Here is a 21,740-nt window from a genome sequence, read left to right as displayed (position 1 = left end):
ACTCCTACCTTTCTTAAATTACCTCAAGAATTGCCTTCCCTACGCCACTCTCTTCATTCGTATCCGTAATCACATCACAAAGAGACTTTATGTAATAATCAGCATTCCCCATCGCAACCGATCTTCCTGCTTTTTCAAGCATGGAAACATCATTATAATTATCGCCAATCGCCATGGTTTCAGCTAAATCAATCCCTTTTAATTTCACAAACGACTCCAGTGCAATCCCCTTTTGAGCCTGTGTATTGGTAATTTCCAAATTATCATGGCCTGACGTTGAAACGACGATTCCTTCTAGCTCTGAAAGGGACTCGTTTGCTGACTCCAATCGGTCTGCATCAAAAGAGAAGGCAAGTAATTTATAGATTTGATAGTTTTCATCAGCAAATAAAAGTTCATAATCCTCGATCGTATGTACTAGGCCATCACGTAGTCTAGCCCCAGCAGCCTCAGTAATCTCTTCTCGATTTACTTCGGGATTGGCACTCATGATGATGTCAACGAGAATGGAAACCGCCTTGTCGGCATCCATCGTGAAGGCACCTTTGTTTGTGTATACTTCGAAATAAATATCCTTTTCCCTTAGCCTTGCCGCTACCTCTCTTGCCATTTTTTTGCTGATTGGTGTGGCTGAAAGAACGACTCCTTCCTTGGAGCGTACCTCTGCACCATTCGCACAGATAACCGGGCAATTTATGCCTGCTTGAGCTAGGACGTAAGTTGCTTCTTGATACGACCTTCCCGTTGCGACAACAAATTCAATTCCTTGCGCTTGTGCTTTTACGATCGCGTCCTTATTTTCCTCACTGATTAATTGCTTCGAATTCAATAATGTTCCATCCATGTCTGATGCAATACATTTAATCATGTTGTCCACCCTCTATCCATTTTCATTATTGCCATTTTAACATGATTACCAAAACATTATCTCCCATATGCTCATGCTAAATACTTACTACCCTCGCGAACACTTAACGGTGCTAACTTTGTTCCTTCAATAAATCCCTTTACAGAGGCGGGATTTGTCTTCGAATATTCCCGTAACACCCAGCCAATTGCCTTTTGGATAAAAAATTCCTTGCTGTCCGCATTTTGCTGTATGTAATGATAAAGCAATTCTTCATTCGTTTTTCCCTTATATTTTAATTGAAAAAGCAGTGCCGCTCTTCGCAGCCATAGATTGTCGTCATTGGCCCAGCCATTAATTGTTTCGGCCACCACTTCAGAGAATTTCTCGGCAATTTTTCCAACCGGCTTGGGAGCAATCGCATCAACCGTATCCCACCAAGATTTGGTTGTAATCAGTTGCTCCATAAATGGCAAATCCGTTTTCTCGAGCTTATTCAACGATTTTTCCATATAAACCAATGCTGTATATTGGTATTCTCGTTCTTCCTTCGCCCAAAGTTCTCGAATCAAATCTTGGTTAAACGGCTCTTTTAAGATCCCTGTCTCTTGAAAAAATTGCTTTTCCAGCACACTGCGCTGTGGTTTCTTGATGCCCAAGAAGGGGAAATGATCTTTCATATATTTCTTCATCGGTTCGGCATTTGCTTCATTGCGATTTTCTTCAAATAGTTGTGTTAACAGCGCAATATTTGGCGACATCCAATTCCACCTTTTCAAAAATAATACCCACTAAATCAATAGTAATTCTCTTATCTTCCAATATTTCCTTTATTTTTTTCGAATAAACCACTTTCCTAAAACCAAACTAAATCATAGTAGAAAAGGAGGGATATTACCATGACCAAGAAATACAACAAGGGCAGCAACAATCAAAACTCCCCGCAAGCAGGGCATGCAGAGGCTGAATTTGCCAGCGAGTTTGTGAGCGGTGATAACAGCAAAGGTAATAAGCGCAATAAAGGACAGAAAAGCAAGACGAATCCAAACCCTTAAAAGGTAAAAATCGACTTTCACATTTGAAAGTCGATTTTTTAGTCTTCATTATCCTCATTTAATTTTATTGATGGGTTAAAAATAAATGCACCCGAAACACCTTCAGAGGGCTGTTTTTGCTCACCTCTGAATTGATCCTGCATTTCGAGGTTTGCACTTTCTGCTGCAGAGCGTCTTTCCGTAGATGCGTGTACCTTCCCATCTTCAAGTTGTTCGTTAATCTTAATGTTTGCTTCAACCGTTTCATTTGCTGCATTCTCGTCTTTTGCCATTATGTAAGCCCCTTTGATTTCAAAGTATTTAAGTATGTTGCCCAATTCACTCCTTTGTTATCTAAACTTTTCATATAAGTTGGAATGTTTATGGTTACACTCAACCATTGATTATTAAGATGAATGGCACCAAAAGAAAGAACTGACCCATTTCAGATCAGTTCTTTCTTACTTAGTGACAACTAAATGAACGGATTCTGTTTAAATCCATTCCGTAATATTCCCAGTGGTATCCGCGCCAGCGATACCCGGCGATCGAGGTTCTGCCTACGTAGGTTGGATAATACCAGAAGCTTCTTCCATTATTCAACCAAACATAGGTATAACGGTACAGACAGTGCCTAATTCCACCTGGGTCAACCGCATATAATCCAGCTGTTTCCTGAGGGATGTAGGTTGGCGGCGGTGCAGTCGGGGCACCTCCATAATGCGGGCCACCTCCAAATGGTGGTTGATGTCCTCCACCGTGAGGCGGCGGTTGATGCCCTCCACCATGCGACGGTGGTTGGTGCCCTCCACCATGTGGCGGCGGTTGATGCCCTCCACCATGCGGCGGCGGTTGATATCCTCCACCATGCGACGGCGGTTGATACCCTCCACCATGCGACGGCGGTTGATACCCTCCACCATGCGACGGTGGTTGATACCCTCCACCATGTGACGGCGGCTGCTGCTGTTGGCCTCCACCATGCGGCGGTGATTGCCGCAGGTTGTTTTCATAAGAAAAAATTGGCATACTACCATGACCCTGAGGGTAATTGAAATGATCCAAGGCTTTAGTCCCCTTCTATTTATATTCCCTCTAATGTATGCGCCCCGCCTAATTTGGTGAAAAGCTATTAATATATATTAGTGATATTCGAACGTTTGGCTATTCTACCTTGCTTGCTGCTAACTCCCTAATTTCCTCCGCAATTTTACTCTGGATCCGTTCGACGACTGAAAAATCCATGGCGGCAATATAAATTTCCTCTAACTCATCATGAAGTTCCTTAGCCTTGGCTAAATAGGAAGTAGCCTCAAGCATTTTATTTTTGTAATTGGTTGAGATTTTAGTGATGATATCGGCAAAAATTTCATCTGTCCCGGACGCAATCAGTAATTCATACATATCAATGATTTCATCCCCATCTCTGCTTGGGAAATATTCATGTGGTGCGGTACTATCAAAGATGGCAATGCCCAGCTCCCTGAAAATCACCATATCAAGGCTGTTCGGGTCAAAGCCACAATGATAAACTTCTACATCGACCCCTTTAACCTCAGCTGCTGCCGCAAGCTTTTTCAGCATTGTTGATTTCCCAGAACCCGGACGCCCTTTAATGAAATAACGTTTTGAAATTCCTTCGGTTAGATTCGGGACATAATCTACCGGCCCTTTTGGCGTAGCAGCACCTAAAAAGCGATGGCGGATATCAGATTTTTTACTGAGCTTCATTTTTCCAAAGAAGGTTTCAATTAATTTGTTAGTTAATTGATCGGCTTTCTTAAAATCCATGCTGTTGATATAAATCTTTTCCCAATCATCGTGGATATCCAACGCTTCTTTATAGGTATCATACGCCTTATGAAAGGATTGACTAATCTGATTGGTTAACTTCATGATCGTATTTTTATGGATGGCCAGCGCACGGGCATCCCAGGCTTCACCAAGGTTAATGTATTCGTCAACCGCTCCAGGTGTTTTCGGTTCAATCACATGCGGAGCGGTACCATCGACAATTCCCACCTTTAACGCTGGGATCAACACTCCATCAATGGAATTGTTATCAGAAGAACAATGTAAAAATTCAATATCATAGCCCTTTTCAAGCCACTCATTACCGATTTTTTTCATTAATGAGGATTTACCTGTTCCTGGACCGCCTTTTAAAATAAATAACCGGTCGAGACCTTGAAGATTGGAGTCATATAAATTATGAAAGCCTCTTGCTGTATTCCCGCCTGCAAAGTAATTTTTAATTTTCCCTGCCACTCATCAACACTCCCTTTTATAGTGACAATCGTAAGATAAATTCAATTTCACCCTATCTTATGCGATTGTTATTTATAGGTGAGTGCCTAGGGAAAAAATCTTACTTAATGATGGAGACAATGTCAGCTTTTGTGACCTCTTGCAATAGAACAGGTTCTAATACGATTTGAACCCCAATTTTCCCACCACTAACAATGATTGAATCGATCGACCTGCAGCTTACATCAATAAACGTCTTATATTCTTTTTTCATGCCAATCGGCGAGCAGCCGCCGCGGATATATCCAGTCCATTTCTGAATATCCTTCACCGGAAGCATTTCGATATTCTTTTCACCGGCTGCTTTGGCTGCCTTTTTCAAATCCAATTCCTCTGCCACGGGAATGACGAAAACAAATATATTCCTGCTCGCGCCCATTGCAACAAGCGTTTTATAGACTTCCTTTGGCTCCCGGCCAATTTTCTCCGCAACAGAAAAACCGTCGATTTTCCCATCTTTATTATCGTAGGTCAGCATCTCATAGCTAACCTTTTTTGCGTCAAGAATACGCATTGCATTGGTCTTACCCTGTGCCACTTTACAAACTCCTCCCTGACTTTAAAGACTACTATCCAGTATCAGCATACTGGAACAGCAAAAATTACACAAAATCACCCAAATTCTGTGACCAGTTTGTCACTCTATTAAACCATTATTATAGTACACTAAAATTAACAAGATTAAATTACATACATTACCAAAATAGATAATATTTTCATTATCGCAATTCAGAAATTGCTTATGTGAAATTCCTCACAAATATTATATTGAAATAAGTTACATTTAATCATACATAGAGAAAGAAGTTGCTCTTCCAAACTAATCTACTTGAGGTGGAATCAATGAAATACGATTTAGTGATTTTGCATGCACCAAGTGTTTATGACTTTCGAAAAAACTCCCTGCTAGCCGGCCCCATCGGAATCACTAGTATTGCAGAATACCTTGAAAGATACGGTCTTCGGGTCAAGATCATTAATATCGCCAATCGGATGCTGATGAGTAATAAGTTTGATGTGGAAGCAAAGTTAAGGAATATTAACACCAAGGCTTTCGGCATTGATCTCCATTGGCTTCCGCATGCACACGGCAGTATCGAGCTGGCGAAAATTGTAAAAAAGCTTCATCCAGATATTCCAGTGATTTTTGGCGGACTTTCTGCCACTTATTATCATAGGGAGTTAATTGAATATCCTTGCATAGACTTTGTTATGCGCGGCGATTCAACCGAAAAGCTGATGCTGTTATTGATGAATAAAATTGAACAAGGGAATACCCACTATGCGGACATTCCCAATTTAACTTGGAAAAAGGGGAGCGGCATTGGCTGCAATCCGCTTACTTATGTACCAAAGGATTTGGATGACCTTGACGTTCCAGGATATCGTTATGCGATCCGTTCTGTGTTTAAATATCGGAATTTCCTTGACCCGCTTCCGTACAATGGCTGGCTGCAATATCCAAATACCGCTTTACTGACAGCGAGAGGCTGTTCACAAAACTGTCTCATCTGCGGCGGTTCTAAGGATGCCTATGATCAAAACTGTAACCGAAGCTCCCTTGCCTTACGTCGCCCGAAAAACTAGTTGAGGACATTAAATTCATTTCACGCTTTAGCCGGTCACCGATTTTTATCCTTCATGACCTGCGCCAGGGCGGACGTGAATACGTGAAGGAATTTTTTAGCCGGCTGAAGGAACTTCATCTTAAAAATGAGGTCGTCTTTGAGTTATTCCAGTATGCAAACGAAGGGTTCTTTCAACAGATAATGATAGCGTTCCGAAATATAATATTGAAATTACCCTGGAAACACACGATGAAAAAATCAGACGCTACAACGGGAAATTCAACTGTACGAACCCTAAAGTAATCGATACGCTTAATTTTGCCTTAAAGCATGGCTGTAAAAAAATTGATTTATTCTTCATGGTTGGGATTCCAGGACAGACCTATGACAGCGTGTTAGAAAACATTGATTTCTGTGAAAAAATCCATCTTGCCTGCAATCAAGACAAACGGATATTCTACTTCGTCGCACCACTTGCACCGTTCCTAGATCCTGCAAGCCCAGCGTTTGAAAATCCAGAACACCATGGCTATAAAAAGTTCTGCCACACACTTGAGGATCACCGCAAGGCGATTACCCAGCCTTCGTGGAAGCATATGCTTAGCTATGAAACAAAAGATATGGTACGTGATGACATTGTTAATTCAACCTATGAATCGGCACAACTACTAAATGATTTCAAATTAAAATACGACCTGATTGATGAAGAAAATTATCTAGAAATCAAATGGAAAATAGAGAAATCGATGGATTATATTGAAAAAATTGATTATGTTCTCTCTCTTCCAGCAGAGCAGCAACCTGGTGAACTAGCAAAGATTCGTGAGGAAATTGAAGAGTTAAATAAATATAGTATTTGTGGAAAGAACGAGTTAAAGTGGGAAGTTCAAAAGAATTACGCTAACTTCTTTTCGCTCACATTAGTCGGACTCGAACAGCTCTATGAAGATTATGCGAACAAAATTAGACATCTATTAAGTCCGAAAAGACGACAGCAATTCCAGATTGATACCGAACGAAGAAAAATGAATATATAAATATTAAAAGGAGCTGGGGGATTCCCAACTCCTCTTTTATAGCCAAGGCTTAGTGACCGCCTAAATAAGCATTTCTAATTTGATCGCTTTGATTAAGCTCTTCAGCTGTACCTGAAGCAACAATTTTTCCGGTCTCAATGACATAGGCACGATCGGCAATCGATAACGCCATATTAGCATTTTGCTCTACCAATAAAATGGTTGTCCCAGTTTTATTGATTTCCTCAATAATCTTGAAAATGGTTTTTACTAAAATCGGCGCAAGACCCATGGAAGGTTCATCTAATAGTAATAGACGAGGTCTAGCCATTAATGCACGGCCCATGGCGACCATTTGCTGCTCTCCCCCAGAAAGCGTACCAGATAGTTGCTTACGGCGCTCCAGCAAGCGAGGGAATAACTGATAAATCTTTTCAAAATCTTCTTGAATGCCTTTTTTATCTTTCCGTAAATACGCACCTAATTCTAGATTTTCCTCAACCGACATGTTTGAGAAAACACGGCGGCCTTCTGGTACTTGCGAAATCCCCCGTTTAACAATTAATTGAGGAACCTTGCCCTCCACATGTTCACCTTCAAACAATACTTCACCATTTTTCGGTTTTAGTAACCCTGATATGGTTTGTAAAAGCGTACTTTTCCCAGCACCATTGGCGCCAATCAGTGTGACAATTTCTCCTTGATTGATCTCGAGAGAAACTCCCTTCAATGCATGGATATTTCCATAATAAACATTAATATCATTTACTTTTAGCATTAGGAGACCTCCTCTCCAAGATAAGCTTCGATGACTTTTGGATTATTTCTAATTTGTTCAGGTGTACCATTGGCAATTAATTGACCATGGTCAAGCACATAAATTCGCTCACAGACACCCATAACAAGAAGCATGTCGTGTTCAATTAATAGGATCGTTAACGAAAATCTCTCACGAATTAACGCGATTAAATTCATCAGTTCTTCTGTTTCCTGTGGATTCATGCCGGCAGCCGGTTCATCCAGCAGCAATAATTTAGGATTAGCAGCTAATGCCCGGGCAATTTCAAGGCGACGCTGCTGACCATATGGTAAATTTTTTGCCTTTTCATGCATCACATTTTCTAGCTTAAAGATTTTTAAGAATTCAATCGCCTTTTCTTCCATTTCCTTCTCACCGGAGAAGTGGGAAGGGAGGCGGAAAATAGAGCTCAGCATCGAATGCTTGGCCAACGAATGATAGGCTACCTTTACATTATCGAGAACAGACAGTTCACTAAACAAACGAATGTTTTGAAAGGTCCGGCTGATTCCCTTTTTGGTAATTTTATATGGCGCAAAGCCATTTAGTTTTTCGCCATCTAACGTAATGCTTCCCTCGGTTGGAACGTAGACACCTGTTAGCAAGTTAAAAAACGTCGTTTTCCCGGCACCATTTGGGCCAATTAAACCGACAAGTTCACCCTGATTTAATTCCAGGTTTACATCCGAAACAGCCTTTAAGCCGCCAAAACGGATCCCGGTATTTTCTACTTTAAGCAACGTTGTTTTTTCATTCATTTTTGCACTCCTCCTTTAGCGGTTTTACCAGCTTTAAAGAATGAGGTAATCTCTCTCGTTCCTAGCAATCCTTGTGGTCGGAAAAGCATCATTGCAATTAAGACAAGACTGTAAACAACCATCCGAACCTCTGGATAACTGGAAAGGTAGGTCGAAATAATCGTTAATAGGACCGCTGCAATAACCGCTCCAGACATACTTCCAAGCCCGCCTAATACTACAAAAATTAAAATATCAAATGATTTCAAAAAGCCAAAGTTAGTCGGCTGAATGATATAAAAGTTATGCGCATATAAGGCACCGGCAATTCCGGCAAAGAAGGCACCGATGGCAAAAGCTGTAACCTTATAAAAGGTTGTATTGATCCCCATTGCATCTGCAGCAATTTCATTTTCTCTAATTGAAACACAAGCTCGTCCATGTGTCGAGTTGGTAAAGTTCACAATCACAATGATGGTTAGCAATACACAAGCAACCAGCCATGGCCACGTTGTTAAGTGGGAGACTGTCATCCCGCTTGCCCCACCGACATATTCAATATTTAAAAAGACAATTCTTACAATCTCTCCAAAGCCAAGCGTGGCAATGGCAAGATAATCTCCTTTTAATCTAAGTGTCGGAATCCCTATAATGAGCCCCGCCACAGCGGCTGCCAATCCGCCAACAAGGATGGCCACTGGAAAGGGCAGGCCCAATTTCATGGTCATGATTGCTGAAGCGTAGGCTCCAACGGCTAGGAAACCAGCATGTCCAATTGAAAATTGCCCTGTAATCCCAATAATTAAATGGAGACTTGCGGCTAGGATGATATTAATTCCGATAAAAAATAGTGTGTTTACATAAAACTGGTTCAATGACCCGCCAGTTATTAAAAATTGCATGACGACTGAAAATATAACGGCTAAAACGATCGAGGTCCAGAAAAACTTCGCTTGTTTTAAAATTGCCATCGCTAAAAGACCCCCTTAAACCTTTTCCCTGATATTTTTACCAAATAAACCTGCTGGACGGAAGATTAAGATTAAGATAAGGACGACAAATGCTACGGCGTCACGCCATAGGGAGTAGCCTGCTGCACTAACAAGTGACTCGATTACACCCAAAACTAAACCGCCAGTCATCGCCCCAGGAATACTCCCGATTCCGCCTAAAACTGCGGCAACAAATGCTTTAAGTCCTGGAATAATTCCCATCAAAGGCTCAATTTTTGTATAGTAGACACCAAAAATAACTCCGGCTGCACCAGCAAGGGCAGAACCAATCGCAAAAGTTGCTGAAATCGTGTTATTCACATTGATTCCCATTAATCTTGCGGCATCCATATCGTGTGATACGGCTCGCATGGCTTTACCAATTTTTGTTTTATGAACGATAAATTGTAGTAAAATCATTAAAATTAACGAAGTTCCTAAGATAAGTAAGGACTGACCGCTAATTTTTACCCCTAAAAGCTCTAAGCTCTTTATTGGTACGATTCCATCTGGATACGCTTCCGGCTGGGCACCACGAATATAAATGGTACCATACTCAATAAACAACGAAACCCCAATTGCGGTAATAAGGGCCGCAATTCTAGTTGCATTTCTAAGAGGCTTATAAGCAATCCTCTCGATTAAAACACCAAAGATGGCACAGGCCACCATTGAAATAAGTAATGCTGGGAAAAATCCTAAATCTAAAATAGTAATGGAATAAAACCCTATAAATGCACCAACCATGAATACATCTCCATGGGCGAAGTTAATCAGTTTTACAATACCATAAACCATTGTATACCCTAGAGCGATTAATGCATAAATACTGCCCAAGGATATTCCATTTACAAGCTGCTGTATTAATTCCATATGTCTTACACTCCTTTGGACCGACTTCACGTATCTTTTTTTAAATACAATTAAACAAAGTTTGCATGTTGGGAAACTTGCATTTCTTTTATAAAGTGGAATAGGGAGACATCACGCTCCCTATTCCTCTGGCAAACTATAAAATTTTGCTAGCTTCAACGATAGGGCGCTTCCGCTTTTCTCTTAAGGATTAATCTTTGTCTTAAATTGTTGTTCTCCGTTTTTGTACTCAAGGATAACAGCGGCTTTAATTGGATCATGGTTTTTATCAAGCTTCACTTTTCCAGAAACAAGTTCTAATCCATCTGTTTCAGCGAGTGCCTTCTGAATTTTGTTAGAATCACTGCTTCCAGCACGTTTAATCGCATCCGCAAGGAAGTATACTGTGTCATAACCTAGAGCTGTAAAGGCATCCGGAGATTTACCGTCGTATTTTGCTTTGAACGCTGCAACAAAGTCTTGAACCTTCTTATCACTATCACCTGATGAATAGTGGTTTGTAATAAATGTATTATTCAGTGTATTTGCTCCAGCGATTTCTACTAGTTTAGGAGAGTCCCAACCGTCACCACCCATGATTGGCACATTTAAACCAAGCTCACGAGCTTGTTTGATAATTAAACCTACTTCTTCATAAAAGCCAGGAACGAATATATATTCTGGTTTTGCTGATTTTATATTTGTTAAGGTTGCACGGAAATCTGTATCCTTCGCCACATAGGCTTCTTCTTTAACAATTTTTCCGCCATTTGCCTCAAAATTCTTTTTAAAAGAATCAGCAAGACCTTTAGAGTAATCGCTTGAGCTATCAATCAGAACAGCCGCGCTCTTAACCTTTAAATCATTGGAAGCGAAATTTGCTGCAACTGTACCTTGGAATGGGTCAATGAAGCATGTACGGAACACAAAATCATTTACCTTTCCATCTTTATTTGTGATCGTTGCGTTTGTTGCCGTTGGTGTAATTAATGGAATTTTGTTATCTTGAGCAATCTGCACTTGTGCTAATGTGTTTGTACTTGTTGCCGCACCGATCATCGCAACAACTTTATCCTGAGTGGCAAGTTTTAGAGCACCATTTGTAGCCTCTGCTGCATCTGACTTATTGTCAACTGTCACTAATTCTAGTTTTTTGCCATTAATACCTTTTTTGTTGATTTCTTCGATTGCTAACTCAATACCTTCTTTGGCAGATTGACCATAAGAAGCTACTCCACCCGATAGTTCAAGGTTCGCACCAATCTTAATTGTGCCTCCTTTTTCCCCATCGCTACTAGCACTTGAATTACATCCTGCCAACACACCTGCTGCAACCATAAACGACATAAAGATACCAGCCAATTTCTTTTTCCTCATGATTTACCCCCTGTTTTTTGAAAAAATTTTCCCAAACGCCTTTGTCTAACTGTTTTAAAAAAAGATAATATTCTGAAAACATTGTACAAAATATTCGGGGGTTCGTCTAGTGGTATTATACATTATTTTAAGATAATTTGCAATAAAGCAAATATATGAATTATATCCACTAAATAGCCTTTATTACACTAAAGTCGAAAAGGATTTATGTGAAACGGGAAAATGAATTCTCTTTTTTAAATATTTTGGTTAAATATGATTCAATGTTCTATATATAAAAAAAAGAGACTCCTCTATAAAGAATCTCTTTGGACTATTTATTATACTAGTTCTGTATTTTTCGTTTCTTTTCCCAATACGAAAACGGACATTGCTCCAATTAAGACAGAAATACAGAAGATCATAAAGATGGTTGAAATCGATACTTGCTGTGCGACAAGATTACCGACTAATAAGGGGCCTAACACGCCGCCAACTCTTCCAATCGCTGCTGCCATACCAGAGCCTGTACCACGCATGATGGTTGGATATTGTTCAGGGGTATAAGCGTAAAGACCTCCCCAAGCACCTAGGTTAAAAAATGATAATAGAATTCCTGAAGTCATCAACAGGGCAGTCGATTCTGCTGCACCAAAGAAATAGGCACTCACTGCTGCACCAATTAAATAGACAACTAAAACGAACTTACGGCCGAATTTTTCAATAAACCAGGCGGCTGTAAAATAACCAGGGAGCTGTGCTAACGTCATAATTAGCACATATTCAAAGCTTTTAATTAAGCTGAATCCTTTCATAATCATTACACTTGGAAGCCATAAAAACATTCCATAATAGGAGAAAACTACACAAAACCATAAAATCCAAAGCATCGTTGTTTGGCGCCTGTAATCCTTTGAAAATAAATTCCTCATGCTTTGGAAGACTGAAATTTTTTCCTTGTCCTTAACGGCCGTAAAACGGGGTGAATCCGGCAGCCCCATGCGTAGGTATAATGCATATAAAGCAGGAATGGCACTAATAAGTAATGCCACTTGCCAGCCAAACTTTGGAATAATGAAATAAGAGATAACTGCAGCAACTAGCCAGCCTCCTGCCCAAAAGCTCTCAAGCAGAACCACAATCCTGCCGCGTTTTTCGGCGGGGACACTTTCTGATACGAGTGTGGAGGCAACAGGAAGCTCTCCTCCTAAACCAGCGCCGATGAAGAACCTTAACACTAAAAAGGCGGTTAATGTGGTGGTCATTGCGGAAAGCCCGCTCCCAACGGAAAATAATAATAACGTGATGATAAATACATTTTTGCGGCCAACTTTATCTGCCATTAATCCAAAAATAAGTGCACCAACGGCCATCCCAATGGAATTGACACTTCCAATCCAACCCATCTGCCCAGGAGTCAGCTCCCATTCTACTTTTAAGGCCGCAATGATAAAAGAGAGCATGCCGACATCCATGGCATCAAACATCCAGCCCATCCCGGCAATGCCAAGCAATCTCCGGCTTGAAATTTCCTTTTTGTCTTTCATATGGATCCCCCTAAGTTGTAGCTGTTTTTTTACATTATTCCCTAATTTTCTTTACTTTAGGTACGAAAATAATCGATTAACCATAAGTATTCTAGCAGGTGTCTTTACAGTTGTCATTAATAATTTACTTTATTTTGGTAGAGGGGGGTCCGTCCTTTGCTAGAAGATTACATTGGGGTCGATAGATAATGTTATTGTAAGTTTACATTTACCCTAAAGCATCAAAAGGCGCTCTCTCGGTAAATGAAAGAAAGCCCATCAACCATATGTATTGACTAAAAGGAGAGACTGGGTCTCCCCAGTCTCTCCTCCTATACCTATCCATCCAAACCCGTTTCCACATTTTTGAACTGATTAAAAAACATATTGTAATATTTTCCTTGCTGACTCATTAACGTATCGTGGTTTCCACTCTCGATAATTTCCCCATGGTCAATGACCATGATGGTGTCGGCATCGCGGATCGTATTGAGGCGGTGGGCTATGATAAAGCTGGTCCGGTTCTCCATCAATGTTAACAAGGCTTCTTGAATATGGAGCTCTGTCCTGGTGTCAATGCTGCTCGTCGCTTCATCTAGGATCAGCAGGGCGGGCTTAGCTAAAATGACTCTCGCAATCGCCAGCAGCTGCCGCTGTCCTTGGCTTAGATTGCCGCCATTTTCAGACAAGACCGTTTCATATTGGTTTGGCAGCCGTTTGATAAAAGTATCGGCATTGGCCATCTTCGCCGCGCGTTCCACCTCATCGTCCGTTGCCTTCGTATTTCCATACTTAATATTTTCCTTGATCGTCCCTGAGAATAAATACGTATCCTGGAGGACAAATCCAAAGCATCTTCTTAAACTGTCCCTTGTGTATTCCCGAATATCATGGCCATCGAGGAGAATTCTTCCGTCTGTCACGTCATAAAATCTTGTCAGGAGATTTACGATCGTCGTTTTTCCGGCGCCGGTTGGTCCGACGAACGCGGTACTACTGCCGATATCCGCTTCAAAGCTGACATTTTTTAGAATCGCCACATCTGGTCGGTAACCAAAACTTACATTCTCAAATATGACATATCCTCTTGGATTTTCTAAGGCGATTGCACCTGGGAGATCTTCTGGCTCCTCTTGTTCATCGATGATTTCAAAGACACGTTCGGCCCCAGCAACGCCAGACTGAAGAATGTTGAAAATATTCGCCAGGTCATTAAGCGGCCTGACAAATTGCCTGGAGTAGGTGATGAAGCTGGCAATTGCCCCAATCGTAATGATGCTTTTGACCGCAAGGATTCCTCCAACTACCGCGACCACTGCAAAGCCAAGGTTATTAATGACGTTCATGATCGGCATCAAAAATCCGGACCAAATTTGCGCCTTGAGGCCGACCTCACGCAGCCTCGTATTGACCACTTCAAATTCTTCGATGACCTTTTCCTCGTGATTAAAGGCTTTGACAATTTCAATTCCAGAGATTGTTTCCTCAATATGGCCATTTAATTTTCCCAGCTCCACTTGCTGGTTTTTAAACAGGACACTCGTCCGTTTGGCGATCGTTTTTGTGAGTAAAAAGACAAGCGGTACGGTTATTAAGCTTGCTAATGTCAAGATAGGGCTCAATAGTATCATCATCATTAATGACCCGGTAATGATGACCACACCGGACATTAATTGCGTCGTTGATTGCGAGATTGTATTACTAATATTATCGACATCGTTCGATAGCCTGCTCATTAACTCACCGTGTGAACGAGAATCAAAAAAGGATACCGGCAGCTTTTGTAATTTTTTAAAAAGGGCATCCCTTAAGCTTTTGACAATTCGCTGGGAAACACCGGCCATCAGCCATCCTTGTAAAAAGGTTAACAGGCTGTCAGTCAGATACGTAGCCACCAAGATCAAGATCATCATCTCTAGAAAGCCAAAATCTACTTTCCCACCATTTATTCGCATCGAATCAATCGCTTTTCCAATCAGGAAGGGTGCAAGCAGCATCAGGGCTGCGTCCATTACAATAAAAATAAAAATAACCGTGAGCATTTTTCGTTCTTTGCCGAAGTATTGCCAAAGTCTTTGCAATGTCCCTTTAAAGTTCTTTGGCTTGACAACAGGCCCACGGCGTTGGGCTCCGCCAAAACCGCCTGGTCTCATCGGCGGCGGAGCAGGGGGAGTATTCCCAGTCTGTACGTTTCCCTTTGACACTACGGATGCACCTCCTTGCCAACTTGAGATTGGTAGATTTCCTGATAAACACGGCAATCCTTCAATAGTTCCTGATGTGTACCAACCCCAACAACTTCGCCGCGGTCGAGGACGACAATTTTATCGGCATCGATAATCGAGGTGATTCGCTGGGCAATTAATAAACAGGTAAGCCCTTTAGCATATTTCTTCAAGGCCTCCTTGATCTTCGCCTCGGTTGCGACGTCAACGGCACTTGTACTATCATCTAATATCAAAATTTCTGGTTTCTTTACTAAGGCTCTAGCAATGGAAATCCGTTGCTTTTGTCCGCCGGAAAAATTGACGCCCCCTTGGCCAATCCTTGTTTGGTAGCCCTCCGGTGACCTCTCAATAAAATCATGTGCCCCGGCCATTGTCGCGGCCGTAACCACTTCTGCATCTGTTGCCTCTTCATTACCCCAGCGAATATTTTCCGCGACACTCCCCGTAAACAAAATGTTCTTCTGTGGCACGATCGCAATTTTCTCTCGTAATTTCTTCGGACTAACCAGTTTACTATCAACACCGTCTACTTTAATCGTACCGCCCACCGTATCGTAGAAACGGGGGATGAGTCCGACCAGCGTGCTTTTCCCTGATCCTGTTGAGCCGATGATTCCTACTGTCTCTCCAGGTAGGATGGTAAGATTAATATTTTTTAAGATTGGCTCGCCTGTTGCTTGTTCATAGGAAAAAGAAACATTTTCAAAGTCGATTCGGCCTTTTTCAATAGAATTTAACCTAAGTTCCTCATTCCAAGAAACGCTATCCACTTGAGAAAATACCTCATCGATTCTCCCTGCCGACGCCTTTGCTCTAACAAACATCGTAAAAACCATCGAGATCATCATCAATGAAAATAGGATTTGCGTCATATAGTTGATAAAGGCAATAATATGGCCGACCTGAATATCGCCCGTATTCACACCATTGCCGCCGATCCAAAGGACAACAACAATCCCTAGATTAACGGTAAGCATAATCGCTGGGCTGAAGGAGGACATCAGACGATTTGCTGAAATGGCTTGATTTTTATAATGGTCATTTACCTTCGTAAACTTGCCAACCTCGACATCAAAGCGATTAAACGCCTTCACAACTCGGACCCCGGATAGGTACTCCCGCATGACACCATTCACCCGGTCCAATCCATTTTGAACACGGGAAAAGAGGGGAAAGCCCAATCTCATATTAAAGATGATTAATAGCGCAACAATTGGAACCACAACCGCCAGGACCACGGAAAGCTGCAGGTTTAACCGTGTGGCCATAATTAAACCACCAATGGCTAACAACGGGGCTTTGACAAAAATCCGCATCAATCCATTTACAAACACCTGGACTTGTGTCACATCATTCGTCAGTCTGGTAACAAGGGAGGCGCGGTCAAATTTATCGATGTTTTTAAACGAAAGCGTTTGAATTTTTTTGAATAAGTCCGATCTTAACTCCGTCCCGAAGTTTTGTGAAACAATACTAGCGACTACACTTCTAGTGGAAGCAGCGATTGCTCCACAGGCCGTAATGAGCAGCATAAATCCGCCCATTTTCAAAACATAACCAATATCCTTGTTGGCCACACCTTCATCAATAATTTTCGCCATAATGGTTGGCTGCATCAAATCACTAATCGCCTCAATGGTAAGGAATAAAACCGCTATGCTAAAAGATTTCCAGTACTTCTTTATGTATTTTGATAAAAACTTCATTCACTCACCCAGCCTCTCGGAAATCCTCTCTAGGAATATTATAATTTTTTTACTTCGATTAACCAAATAATTTACCTGTAAATGTAAGGTATATTTCGAAGGCCTTTTTGGGATTAGCATTGAAAATTCCATAAAAAAAGGGCCCACTTTTGAAATGGACCTCGAGCATTTAAGACTATTTTTGAACAGGGCTAAACTCATGAACCCACACGCGCATTTGCGGCAGCCATGGCATTCCAGGATGAATACTTAGAATCGATTGTTTATAGGCTTCCACATTTTCGAAGCCCTCACGGCGTGCATCATCATCCGTTAATTCACCTAATGACTGCGAATAGACACGGTCTACCACAAAGTCACGGCCTTCCAATGTCATGATTTCACCAGGATCCGCATAGCGGCCATTCCGGCGCGTCGCTGTTTTTTCACCTGAAAGTACCTTCTTTACATCTCCTTCAAGTGTGACTAAGCGTTCCACGGAACAAGTTTTTGGCGGCAAGGTATTGTTTTCATTTTGTGTTGTCATTTGCTTCTCCTCCTATTTCTAATTCATTTACTTATATTATCACTATCGTTATCATTAAATCCATTTTCAAGGAGAATTAAACAACCTGTCCGCCTTTATCATGGTATTTAATAATTCCTTCAGCCGCACGGTAGGCTAAGGCGCCAACGGTATCCGTCGGATTATAGCCAGAGTTATGCGGAAATGCAGATGCTCCCACCACAAACAAATTATCGACGTCCCACATTTGCAAATAATTATTGACGGCCGAGGTCGTCGGATCTTTCCCCATAATCACACCGCCTGTATTGTGGGTCGATTGATAGGTGGTGATATCATATGGACCTAAATCCTTCATCGCATCGATGTGGTCTGCTCCCATTTCTTTAAGGATTCCTTCACATTTGGAGGCAAGGAACTTGGCCAGCTGCTGATCTTGATTTTCAAAATCAAAGGTAATCCGGATTAAAGGGTCCCCGTAAGCATCTTTATAGCTTGGATCAAGGTCTAGATAGTGATGTTGAAAAGGCATCGAGGAACCTTGGGCGCCAACGGATAAATAGCGGTTGGCATATTTAACTGACTTTTCCTTGAACTCTTTTCCCCATGTAGGCTTGCCTCCAGGGACCGGGTTATTTTGAATCGGCCTTAATCCCGTTTGACTGAGAGAAACCATCCCGCCATGAATAAAGCCAACCTTGGAGTGGTCAAAATTATCACCATTATAATCATCCAATACCATTCCGAGCGAACCGGCGCCTGCAAACGTATTAAATTCTTTATCATCAAAAAAACCTATGGCATTCCCTTTGATCACTTGATAAGCATAATTTTTCCCAATCACGCCTTTTCCTGTACCTGGATCGTAAGGTTTGCCCACATTCGACATTAATAAAAGGCGAATATTATTGAATACATAGCTTGTTAAGACAACAATATCAGCAGGCTGTTCAATTTCTTCGCCTGTTGTCACATCTGTGTACATAACCCCGGTGACCTTATTCCCCGTTTTTAATATCCTCCTCACATTTGAATGGGTTCTAATTTCAAAATTCCCCGTTTTGTTTGCGATAGGAATAACGGTTACGACCGGATCGGCCTTTGCTCCATATTCACAGCCAAAGCGCTCACAGTATCCGCAATATTGACAGGCCGATCTTGCGATTCCATCTGGATTTGTATAGGATTCAGAAAGGTTAGCAGACGGCATCATATAGGGATGGAGCTTCAATTTTTTCGCAGCCTCCTCAAACATCTGCAATGGAGGCGACTTTTTCATCGGTGGAGTTGGATACTTACTTGATCGTTTGCCAGCAAGCGGATTTTCTTCCCCGGAAATACCTGTAAGTTTTTCAAATTTATCATAATAGGGCTCGATTTGATCATAGGTAATTCCCCAATCTTGAATTGTCATTCCTGCAGGAATTTTATTTTTGCCATACCTATCAACTGTCTTACTATAGATTTCAAAATCATACGGCAAAAAACGGAAGGTCTGTCCATTCCAATGGACACCTGAACCCCCTAATCCATCTCCAAGCAGAAATGAGCCATATTGTCGCATCGGTAGTGCACGGATTCTTTCATTACTGCGAAAAGTAATCGTTTCTTTTGATAGGTCTTGCATCATCCCATAGCGCAATGCATACCGAAGTTCATCATGGACCATAAAGTAATCTTCCGTTTTTCTTTCCTTACCTCTTTCCAAACCGACCACTTTCAGTCCTTTTTTGGTCAGTTCAGACGCAATGATTCCGCCTGCCCAACCCACGCCAATAATAACTACATCTACTTTCGGTAATTTCCTCACCATCGTTTCCACCTACTTTCTTAATGATTCATATGGGATTTTAGACTTTGCGGATTGATTTCCTTAAAATCCTTATCAATAATGTCTGTATAAGCCATTTGACTGCCAGGATATTTCTTCATTTTCCAGCCGTCCATATTTTTATTTCCACCGTATAATGGATCACTATAAGCGCCTTCTAGTGTGGCTCCCCTAAGCATTTGAAAAAATCCACTCGGAGAAATGGTCGTTAAGTTTACTTTATCTTCCTCAAAATCTTTCAGAACGGCATCCTGCTCTTCCTCTTTTAACTCAGTGAATTTTTTCTTATAAACGGACATACTATGATTTTGAAGTTCCCTCAGCCCGATATCAAAAATATCTCTGCGCCTTAACCGTCCCTGGTAGCCTTGAACCTTTTCACCTTTGAAAAAGGGTGCCTGCATATATTCCCTTGCATTAAAGCCCCAATCACCAGCCAACTGATGGTCAATAAAGAAAGCCACACCTAGAGCCTTTGCTCCCGGCCCATGGTCATCCTCCGGAAAAATCCTTTCTGTTGCTGCTTCGGTCAATTGGAATTGTTCAGGTGTAAAATACATCAACGCCTGATTAAAATTTTCAGCTTTTGTCTGTGTTACTTTTTCCTCTTTTTTACGATTTAAAGGGAGTAGACTGCCCAAGACACCACCAACAGCCAGCCCGCCCACGGTGAAACCGGTATTACGAATGAATTTCCTTCTAGATAACGATTCTGGATTTTCCTTGTTTTCTTCAGCCATCTTTTATACCTCCAGTATTTTCGACATTATTCTCTCTTAATAAATACTTTTCTCAATATGTTCCGAAATATTCCATTCATAATTAGATAATTCATGGGGAAACTACATTTAAAAAAAGGAGGCTATTTTATGTTTAAACGAAAGTGGAAAATCTGGGGGTTCCCGATTGCTGCCTTATTAGTGCTGTCGGGATGTTCAGCCCAAAACGGAGTGAAGGGAAATGAGGTCGGGGCTGCAGAAAATCTTGACTATCATGATCCGGCCGTTAATAAAAAAGGAAATGGGAATGTCCATGGACATCATAATAGTCCAAATGTCATTCCAAGTGTGGACAGAGCTAAGAAAGATACCACAAACAAAAATGGTCAAACAACAAGCGGGGTTGGAACGAATGTCTATAGCTTGATTGGCAGTTCCAGCCTCCATGACGGCGGGATTTCCTCCCATTTGGAATCACGCCTATCTGGAGAGGGGATTCCAGGAATAAAAGTATTTGTCTTAGATGACACCATTATTCTGGCAAGAGCACAACCGGAAGTGACCTCCACTCGCTATGATGAATTACAAAGCAAGGTGTTAAAAAACACCGCAGGAGAATCTGGAACCGGTAACCTCGATGGGGTTGACCCTTCGAAGTTGAATAACGATGACAATTTAGATCGAGCAAAAGATTTGATGGATAAAGCCTTTAATGGCCATGTTCAAATTTTAACAATTACAAACCCAAAAGCATTGCCGCTCATAGATGGAATAAAGGCAAATATTAAATTAGATACTCCTTCCTATAGCAAGCTTTCAAGTGATATCAATACCCTTGTAAAAATGACACGCGAAAAGTAGTCACAAAAGGAAAGGCCTGACAAAAGTCAGGCCTCTCCTTATGCATTTAAATCTTTCTTTTTATAAAAAGTGAAGGTTACTACTAATAATGCGGCAATGATAATCACGGATATGACGATGAAAATCGCCTCGAGGCCACCGGCAAACATCACATTTTTTGCATCAAAATATTTAAAGGGGGTGAAGTATTTCATGCCTTCAATATTCTCGTTCAAATCAATTGCAATCGATAACATATACGTAAGAAGAAGCACACCGGTTGCTATAGATGGCGCTGTCTTCGGTTTCTTTTTTACAGCCGCAAGCGCGCTTCCGATGACCATAAACAAAACCTGTAAAATAAACATGCCGACCATTGTAAGGGCGATATCCCCATTAACCGTTTCACCTGCGCTATTGTATTTCCCAACCAAAATAATCAATGAACCCCAGGTGACAAGATTGAAGATGACAATATTTGTGAAGGCGGCCAATAATTTTGCGCTAATAATGGTATTTCTGGAAACTGGTTTGACAAAGAGAAACTCCGCTGTTTTATCCCGTTCTTCTTTGGCAATAATTGAAGCTCCGAGCATCGCTGCATGGATCGTCGCCATTAATAATAAATAAATATACAGCAAGGAATAATAACCGCTAATCTTTGATAAATCAACGACACCGAAACCCATGACTGCCTTCATCGATTTGGGCAGATCGGCAATCAGATCATTGATCGATTGGCCCGATGAGGAATAGGCCTCATATTTAGCCATGCCTGATGCCACCATGAGGAAGACACCAATGCTCCAAAATATCAGCGATTTCCGATAAGATTTCAGTTCTTTTAAAAATATATTCATGACAAACCCCTCCATTT

The 21,740-nt window shown here is 41.3% G+C and carries 22 protein-coding genes; 4 read left to right on the top strand and 18 right to left on the bottom strand.

Going from position 1 to position 21,740, the window contains the following annotated elements; all coding sequences use genetic code 11:
• Positions 1 to 13 precede the first annotated feature (13 nt).
• Both COE25_RS08770 and COE25_RS08765 read right to left on the bottom strand, forming a co-directional pair.
• Positions 14 to 868 (bottom strand): Cof-type HAD-IIB family hydrolase, encoded by an 855-nt coding sequence (locus tag COE25_RS08770; protein ID WP_098932344.1) that lies wholly within the window; start codon positions 866 to 868, stop codon positions 14 to 16.
• 71 nt (positions 869 to 939) lie between these two features.
• The gene (locus tag COE25_RS08765) at positions 940 to 1,608 is read right to left on the bottom strand and encodes a DNA alkylation repair protein (RefSeq protein WP_098932343.1); all 669 of its coding nucleotides are present in this window, start codon (positions 1,606 to 1,608) and stop codon (positions 940 to 942) included.
• 138 nt (positions 1,609 to 1,746) lie between these two features.
• Here COE25_RS08765 and COE25_RS30640 point away from each other — a divergent pair, with 138 nt between their 5' ends.
• The gene (locus tag COE25_RS30640) at positions 1,747 to 1,902 is read left to right on the top strand and encodes a hypothetical protein (RefSeq protein ID WP_168241344.1); all 156 of its coding nucleotides are present in this window, start codon (positions 1,747 to 1,749) and stop codon (positions 1,900 to 1,902) included.
• A gap of 38 nt (positions 1,903 to 1,940) precedes the next feature.
• On the opposite strand, the gene COE25_RS08760 is transcribed toward COE25_RS30640, so the two are convergent.
• The 4 genes from COE25_RS08760 to ybaK all read right to left on the bottom strand — a co-directional run bounded on the left by COE25_RS08760 (position 1,941) and on the right by ybaK (position 4,726).
• Positions 1,941 to 2,174, bottom strand: a complete 234-nt coding sequence (locus COE25_RS08760) for a hypothetical protein (protein ID WP_098932342.1) — start codon at positions 2,172 to 2,174, stop codon at positions 1,941 to 1,943.
• A 306-nt stretch (positions 2,175 to 2,480) separates the two neighbouring features.
• Complete coding sequence (locus COE25_RS30635; protein WP_180247463.1) at positions 2,481 to 2,918, bottom strand: hypothetical protein; 438 nt, start codon at positions 2,916 to 2,918, stop codon at positions 2,481 to 2,483.
• Positions 2,919 to 3,045: 127 nt separating this feature from the next.
• The gene (locus tag COE25_RS08750; RefSeq protein ID WP_098932341.1) at positions 3,046 to 4,149 is read right to left on the bottom strand and encodes a PRK06851 family protein; all 1,104 of its coding nucleotides are present in this window, start codon (positions 4,147 to 4,149) and stop codon (positions 3,046 to 3,048) included.
• A 100-nt stretch (positions 4,150 to 4,249) separates the two neighbouring features.
• Positions 4,250 to 4,726 carry a Cys-tRNA(Pro) deacylase gene (ybaK, locus tag COE25_RS08745; RefSeq protein ID WP_098932340.1) on the bottom strand — a complete coding sequence of 159 codons (477 nt, stop codon included), beginning with the start codon at positions 4,724 to 4,726 and terminating at the stop codon, positions 4,250 to 4,252.
• A 305-nt stretch (positions 4,727 to 5,031) separates the two neighbouring features.
• Between ybaK and COE25_RS31485 the strand changes: the two genes are divergently transcribed.
• Positions 5,032 to 5,775 carry a cobalamin-dependent protein gene (locus tag COE25_RS31485; RefSeq protein WP_257208747.1) on the top strand — a complete coding sequence of 248 codons (744 nt, stop codon included), beginning with the start codon at positions 5,032 to 5,034 and terminating at the stop codon, positions 5,773 to 5,775.
• A 340-nt stretch (positions 5,776 to 6,115) separates the two neighbouring features.
• Entirely contained in the window at positions 6,116 to 6,793 is a 678-nt protein-coding gene (locus COE25_RS31480; RefSeq protein WP_257208746.1) for a hypothetical protein, read from the top strand.
• Positions 6,794 to 6,842: 49 nt separating this feature from the next.
• On the opposite strand, the gene COE25_RS08735 is transcribed toward COE25_RS31480, so the two are convergent.
• The 11 genes from COE25_RS08735 to COE25_RS08685 all read right to left on the bottom strand — a co-directional run bounded on the left by COE25_RS08735 (position 6,843) and on the right by COE25_RS08685 (position 20,044).
• The gene (locus COE25_RS08735; RefSeq protein ID WP_088084811.1) at positions 6,843 to 7,550 is read right to left on the bottom strand and encodes an ABC transporter ATP-binding protein; all 708 of its coding nucleotides are present in this window, start codon (positions 7,548 to 7,550) and stop codon (positions 6,843 to 6,845) included.
• The gene (locus tag COE25_RS08730) at positions 7,550 to 8,329 is read right to left on the bottom strand and encodes an ABC transporter ATP-binding protein (RefSeq protein ID WP_088084812.1); all 780 of its coding nucleotides are present in this window, start codon (positions 8,327 to 8,329) and stop codon (positions 7,550 to 7,552) included. Before COE25_RS08730 ends, COE25_RS08735 begins: the two co-directional genes overlap by 1 nt.
• Positions 8,326 to 9,279, bottom strand: coding sequence for a branched-chain amino acid ABC transporter permease (locus tag COE25_RS08725; protein WP_088084813.1), 954 nt, complete (start codon positions 9,277 to 9,279; stop codon positions 8,326 to 8,328). The genes COE25_RS08730 and COE25_RS08725 overlap by 4 nt, the downstream gene beginning before the upstream one ends.
• Positions 9,280 to 9,294: 15 nt before the next feature.
• The gene (locus COE25_RS08720) at positions 9,295 to 10,173 is read right to left on the bottom strand and encodes a branched-chain amino acid ABC transporter permease (RefSeq protein ID WP_088084814.1); all 879 of its coding nucleotides are present in this window, start codon (positions 10,171 to 10,173) and stop codon (positions 9,295 to 9,297) included.
• Positions 10,174 to 10,356: 183 nt separating this feature from the next.
• Positions 10,357 to 11,529 carry an ABC transporter substrate-binding protein gene (locus COE25_RS08715; RefSeq protein WP_088084815.1) on the bottom strand — a complete coding sequence of 391 codons (1,173 nt, stop codon included), beginning with the start codon at positions 11,527 to 11,529 and terminating at the stop codon, positions 10,357 to 10,359.
• A 320-nt stretch (positions 11,530 to 11,849) separates the two neighbouring features.
• Positions 11,850 to 13,055 carry an MFS transporter gene (locus tag COE25_RS08710; RefSeq protein WP_098932339.1) on the bottom strand — a complete coding sequence of 402 codons (1,206 nt, stop codon included), beginning with the start codon at positions 13,053 to 13,055 and terminating at the stop codon, positions 11,850 to 11,852.
• Between the two features lie 317 nt (positions 13,056 to 13,372).
• Positions 13,373 to 15,187: an ABC transporter ATP-binding protein gene (locus COE25_RS08705; protein WP_098932517.1), complete on the bottom strand. Its 1,815-nt coding sequence runs from the start codon at positions 15,185 to 15,187 to the stop codon at positions 13,373 to 13,375.
• Between the two features lie 50 nt (positions 15,188 to 15,237).
• Positions 15,238 to 16,968, bottom strand: coding sequence for an ABC transporter ATP-binding protein (locus COE25_RS08700; RefSeq protein WP_098932338.1), 1,731 nt, complete (start codon positions 16,966 to 16,968; stop codon positions 15,238 to 15,240).
• A gap of 175 nt (positions 16,969 to 17,143) precedes the next feature.
• On the bottom strand, positions 17,144 to 17,494 hold the full coding sequence (locus COE25_RS08695) for an ASCH domain-containing protein (RefSeq protein ID WP_088084818.1): 351 nt from the start codon (positions 17,492 to 17,494) through the stop codon (positions 17,144 to 17,146).
• A 76-nt stretch (positions 17,495 to 17,570) separates the two neighbouring features.
• The gene (locus tag COE25_RS08690) at positions 17,571 to 19,286 is read right to left on the bottom strand and encodes a GMC family oxidoreductase (protein ID WP_098932337.1); all 1,716 of its coding nucleotides are present in this window, start codon (positions 19,284 to 19,286) and stop codon (positions 17,571 to 17,573) included.
• A 17-nt stretch (positions 19,287 to 19,303) separates the two neighbouring features.
• The gene (locus tag COE25_RS08685) at positions 19,304 to 20,044 is read right to left on the bottom strand and encodes a gluconate 2-dehydrogenase subunit 3 family protein (protein ID WP_098932336.1); all 741 of its coding nucleotides are present in this window, start codon (positions 20,042 to 20,044) and stop codon (positions 19,304 to 19,306) included.
• 129 nt (positions 20,045 to 20,173) lie between these two features.
• Between COE25_RS08685 and COE25_RS08680 the strand changes: the two genes are divergently transcribed.
• On the top strand, positions 20,174 to 20,884 hold the full coding sequence (locus COE25_RS08680) for a hypothetical protein (protein WP_098932335.1): 711 nt from the start codon (positions 20,174 to 20,176) through the stop codon (positions 20,882 to 20,884).
• 38 nt (positions 20,885 to 20,922) lie between these two features.
• Here the strand turns inward: COE25_RS08680 and COE25_RS08675 are convergent, their stop codons facing one another.
• A complete protein-coding gene (locus tag COE25_RS08675) occupies positions 20,923 to 21,723 on the bottom strand; it encodes an ABC transporter permease subunit (RefSeq protein WP_098932334.1) in 801 nt (266 codons plus the stop codon).
• Positions 21,724 to 21,740: the final 17 nt, after the last annotated feature.

Source organism: Bacillus sp. AFS031507, assembly GCF_002584635.1.
Taxonomy (GTDB): domain Bacteria; phylum Bacillota; class Bacilli; order Bacillales; family Cytobacillaceae; genus Neobacillus.
The sequence above is the reverse complement of the archived record's forward strand: the minus strand, read 5'-3'. Positions and strand labels throughout refer to the sequence as shown.

What these genes read in the sequence shown, in the direction of transcription:
- COE25_RS08770 (WP_098932344.1), bottom strand. Translation starts at nt 868, where the DNA reads ATGATTAAATGTATTGCATCAGACATGGATGGAACATTATTGAATTCG.
- COE25_RS08765 (WP_098932343.1), bottom strand. Translation starts at nt 1,608, where the DNA reads ATGTCGCCAAATATTGCGCTGTTAACACAACTATTTGAAGAAAATCGC.
- COE25_RS30640 (WP_168241344.1), top strand. Translation starts at nt 1,747, where the DNA reads ATGACCAAGAAATACAACAAGGGCAGCAACAATCAAAACTCCCCGCAA.
- COE25_RS08760 (WP_098932342.1), bottom strand. Translation starts at nt 2,174, where the DNA reads ATGGCAAAAGACGAGAATGCAGCAAATGAAACGGTTGAAGCAAACATT.
- COE25_RS30635 (WP_180247463.1), bottom strand. Translation starts at nt 2,918, where the DNA reads ATGGTAGTATGCCAATTTTTTCTTATGAAAACAACCTGCGGCAATCAC.
- COE25_RS31485 (WP_257208747.1), top strand. Translation starts at nt 5,032, where the DNA reads ATGAAATACGATTTAGTGATTTTGCATGCACCAAGTGTTTATGACTTT.
- COE25_RS31480 (WP_257208746.1), top strand. Translation starts at nt 6,116, where the DNA reads ATGGTTGGGATTCCAGGACAGACCTATGACAGCGTGTTAGAAAACATT.
- COE25_RS08735 (WP_088084811.1), bottom strand. Translation starts at nt 7,550, where the DNA reads ATGCTAAAAGTAAATGATATTAATGTTTATTATGGAAATATCCATGCA.
- COE25_RS08730 (WP_088084812.1), bottom strand. Translation starts at nt 8,329, where the DNA reads ATGAATGAAAAAACAACGTTGCTTAAAGTAGAAAATACCGGGATCCGT.
- COE25_RS08725 (WP_088084813.1), bottom strand. Translation starts at nt 9,279, where the DNA reads ATGGCAATTTTAAAACAAGCGAAGTTTTTCTGGACCTCGATCGTTTTA.
- COE25_RS08720 (WP_088084814.1), bottom strand. Translation starts at nt 10,173, where the DNA reads ATGGAATTAATACAGCAGCTTGTAAATGGAATATCCTTGGGCAGTATT.
- COE25_RS08715 (WP_088084815.1), bottom strand. Translation starts at nt 11,529, where the DNA reads ATGAGGAAAAAGAAATTGGCTGGTATCTTTATGTCGTTTATGGTTGCA.
- COE25_RS08710 (WP_098932339.1), bottom strand. Translation starts at nt 13,055, where the DNA reads ATGAAAGACAAAAAGGAAATTTCAAGCCGGAGATTGCTTGGCATTGCC.
- COE25_RS08705 (WP_098932517.1), bottom strand. Translation starts at nt 15,187, where the DNA reads ATGAGACCAGGCGGTTTTGGCGGAGCCCAACGCCGTGGGCCTGTTGTC.
- COE25_RS08700 (WP_098932338.1), bottom strand. Translation starts at nt 16,968, where the DNA reads ATGAAGTTTTTATCAAAATACATAAAGAAGTACTGGAAATCTTTTAGC.
- COE25_RS08695 (WP_088084818.1), bottom strand. Translation starts at nt 17,494, where the DNA reads ATGACAACACAAAATGAAAACAATACCTTGCCGCCAAAAACTTGTTCC.
- COE25_RS08690 (WP_098932337.1), bottom strand. Translation starts at nt 19,286, where the DNA reads ATGGTGAGGAAATTACCGAAAGTAGATGTAGTTATTATTGGCGTGGGT.
- COE25_RS08685 (WP_098932336.1), bottom strand. Translation starts at nt 20,044, where the DNA reads ATGGCTGAAGAAAACAAGGAAAATCCAGAATCGTTATCTAGAAGGAAA.
- COE25_RS08680 (WP_098932335.1), top strand. Translation starts at nt 20,174, where the DNA reads ATGTTTAAACGAAAGTGGAAAATCTGGGGGTTCCCGATTGCTGCCTTA.
- COE25_RS08675 (WP_098932334.1), bottom strand. Translation starts at nt 21,723, where the DNA reads ATGAATATATTTTTAAAAGAACTGAAATCTTATCGGAAATCGCTGATA.